Source organism: Streptomyces sp. NPDC054847 (assembly GCF_053610925.1).
Map to the genome: position 1 here is coordinate 1 of NZ_JBSGZJ010000679.1, position 2,465 is coordinate 2,465.

Here is a 2,465-nt window from a genome sequence, read left to right on the forward strand (position 1 = left end):
GGCACAAGGTGCCGGGCCCGCCCTGTCGGTGGATTCGTCAGGCCAGGAGTGCTGCTGTCCGGGGCTCGGAAGTGGTGTCGGCGAGGGCGGCGAGGTAGCGCTCGGCGTCGAGGGCTGCTGCGGCGCCGGTTCCGGCTGCGGTGATGGCCTGGCGGTAGGTGTGGTCGAAGACGCCGGGGATGTTCGTCCGGGTGGAGGGCGAGGTGACTTGGATGTAGCCCTCGTCGTCCAGGTCGAGTTGTCCGGTGAACAGCTCGGTGCGCGGGTCGTGGCCGATGGCGATGAACAGTCCGGTGACGTCGAGGTCGCGGGTGGCGCCGGTCAGGACGTCGCGCACGACGACGCCGGAGAGCATCCCGTTGGATTCCTTGATCTCGGCGATCTCGCTGTCGAAGGCGAAGGAGATCTTGTCGTCGGCGAAGGCCCTGTTCTGCATGACCTTGGAGGCCCGCAGGGTGGAGCGGCGGTGGACGACGGTGACCGAGCGGGCGAAGCGGGTGAGGAAGGTGGCTTCTTCCATGGCGGTGTCGCCGCCGCCGACCACGACGATGTCGCGATCACGGAAGAAGAAGCCGTCGCACGTTGCGCACCAGGAGACGCCGCGGCCGGACAGTTCTTCCTCGCGGGGCAGGCCGAGCTTGCGGTAGCCGGAGCCGGTTGCGACGATCACCGTCCTGGCGCGGTGCACGGTGCCGGCCGAGTCCGTCAGCAGCCTGACGGGCCCGGTGAGGTCGACGGCGGTGATGTCGTCGTCGATCATTTCGACGCCGAACTTCTCCGCCTGGGCCCGCATGTTGTCCATGAGGTCGGGGCCGTCGATGCCCGTGGAAGTTCTCGACATCTGTCGTGGTGGTGAGCGAGCCGCCGACGAAGATGGAGCTGCCGAACAGCAGCGGCCTGAGCTGGGCGCGGGCGGCGTAGACGGCTGCGGTGTATCCGGCGGGGCCGGAGCCTATGACGATGACGTCGCGCACGCCGTCGGTGTGCGTCGCTGTGGTCATGCCTCCTGCTGCGCGTCGATCTCGGCGATGAGGGCCTCGATGCGGGTCTTGATCTCGTCGCGGATCGGGCGGACGGAGTCGACGCCCTTGCCTGCCGGGTCTTCGAGGGCCCAGTCGAGGTACTTCTTGCCGGGGAAGATGGGGCAGGCGTCGCCGCAGCCCATGGTGATGACGTAGTCGGATGCCTGGACGGCCTCGGTGGTGAGCACCTTGGGCTTCTGGTCGGCGATGTCGATGCCGAGCTCCCGCATCGCTTCGACGGCCGCCGGGTTGACCTGGTCGGCGGGTACGGAGCCGGCCGAGCGGACCTCGATGCGGTCGCCGGCGAGGTGGTGGAGGAATCCGGCGGCCATCTGGGAGCGGCCCGCGTTGTGGACGCAGACGAACAGCACGGAGGCGAGCGGGGCGGAGGACATGGGTTCTTCCTTCACGAAGTGGTTCAACCGCTGGTGCGGGTCGGGTCAGTGGGGAGGGAGGCCAGCAGCTCGGTGATGCGCGTGTCGATGTCGTCGCGGATGTTGCGTACGACGGCCACCGGGGCGCCGTCGGGATCCGGGACGGGCCAGTCGAGGTAGCGGCGGCCGGGCACCACGGGGGCAGGTATCCCCGCAGCCCATGGTGATGACGATGTCGGCGGCCTGGGCGACCTCGTCGGTCAACGGTTTCGGGTACGGGTCCACCGGATCGGCGCCCGCCTCGGTGAGGACCTGGGCGATGCAGGGCTCCACTGCACCGGCCGGATGCGTGCCCGCGTTGGACACCGTGACCCGGCCGGCTCCCCGCAGTTCGAGGAGCGCGGCCGCGAGCTGGGAGCGCCCGGCGTTGTGGCTGCACACGAACAGCACCCGCGGCAGGCCCGAGCCCGGCGCCCCCTGGACGTGCGCGAGGGCGTCGAGGCGCTCGGCTGTGAGGCGCTCGGCTGGCACCACCAGGTGGGTGGTGACGCGCGCGGTCTCGGCGAGGCGCCGGTAGGAGTCGGCGAGCAGGCCTTGCACTGTCTCGACCGCGAACCGGCCGGCGTGCCGGGTGGCCAGGCGGGCCGTGCCGGCGGCCAGGCGGTCATCGGGCAGGACAGGGGGCGGGGAGGCAGACATGGGCAGACCCTTTCGACGGGCCGTAGGTCAGCCCCGGCTGGTATCAGCATCGGGTGATGTGACAGTATCAGCCCATGATGACGTCAGTCGACACTGACCTGATCCGGGTGCTGGCCGACCCGCTCAGGCTGCGGATCGTGACCCTGCTCGCCCGCGAGACTCTGTGCACCACGCACCTGGTCGAGGAGACCGGCGCCCGCCAGACGAACCTGTCCAACCACCTCAAGGTGCTGCGGGATGCGGGGGTGGTGGAGACCGAGCCGTGCGGCCGCTTCACCTACTACAAGCTCCGTCCCGACGTCATCGCCCAGCTCGCCGGTCAGTTCGCCGCGCTCGCAGAGACCGCCCGTACCGCCGCAGAGAACAAGAG

The 2,465-nt window shown here is 69.9% G+C and carries 4 protein-coding genes and 1 pseudogene; 1 reads left to right on the forward strand and 4 read right to left on the reverse strand.

From position 1 onward, the window contains the following. Positions 1-37: 37 nt before the first annotated feature. The 4 genes and pseudogenes from ACWGH4_RS34105 to ACWGH4_RS34120 all read right to left on the reverse strand — a co-directional run bounded on the left by ACWGH4_RS34105 (position 38) and on the right by ACWGH4_RS34120 (position 2,095). Positions 38-841, reverse strand: a complete 804-nt coding sequence (locus ACWGH4_RS34105; protein WP_453467674.1) for an NAD(P)/FAD-dependent oxidoreductase — start codon at positions 839-841, stop codon at positions 38-40. Then, a pseudogene (locus tag ACWGH4_RS34110) lies at positions 792-1,001 on the reverse strand (FAD-dependent oxidoreductase); the annotation flags it as partial. The gene ACWGH4_RS34105 and the pseudogene ACWGH4_RS34110, both read right to left, overlap by 50 nt. Beyond that, on the reverse strand, positions 998-1,417 hold the full coding sequence (locus ACWGH4_RS34115; RefSeq protein WP_453467676.1) for an arsenate reductase ArsC: 420 nt from the start codon (positions 1,415-1,417) through the stop codon (positions 998-1,000). The gene ACWGH4_RS34115 and the pseudogene ACWGH4_RS34110, both read right to left, overlap by 4 nt. Positions 1,418-1,462: 45 nt before the next feature. Beyond that, positions 1,463-2,095 (reverse strand): arsenate-mycothiol transferase ArsC, encoded by a 633-nt coding sequence (locus tag ACWGH4_RS34120; protein ID WP_453467678.1) that lies wholly within the window; start codon positions 2,093-2,095, stop codon positions 1,463-1,465. Positions 2,096-2,169: 74 nt separating this feature from the next. Between ACWGH4_RS34120 and ACWGH4_RS34125 the strand changes: the two genes are divergently transcribed. After that, the coding region (locus ACWGH4_RS34125; protein ID WP_453467680.1) for an ArsR/SmtB family transcription factor at positions 2,170-2,465 on the forward strand (296 nt) is incomplete at its 3' end.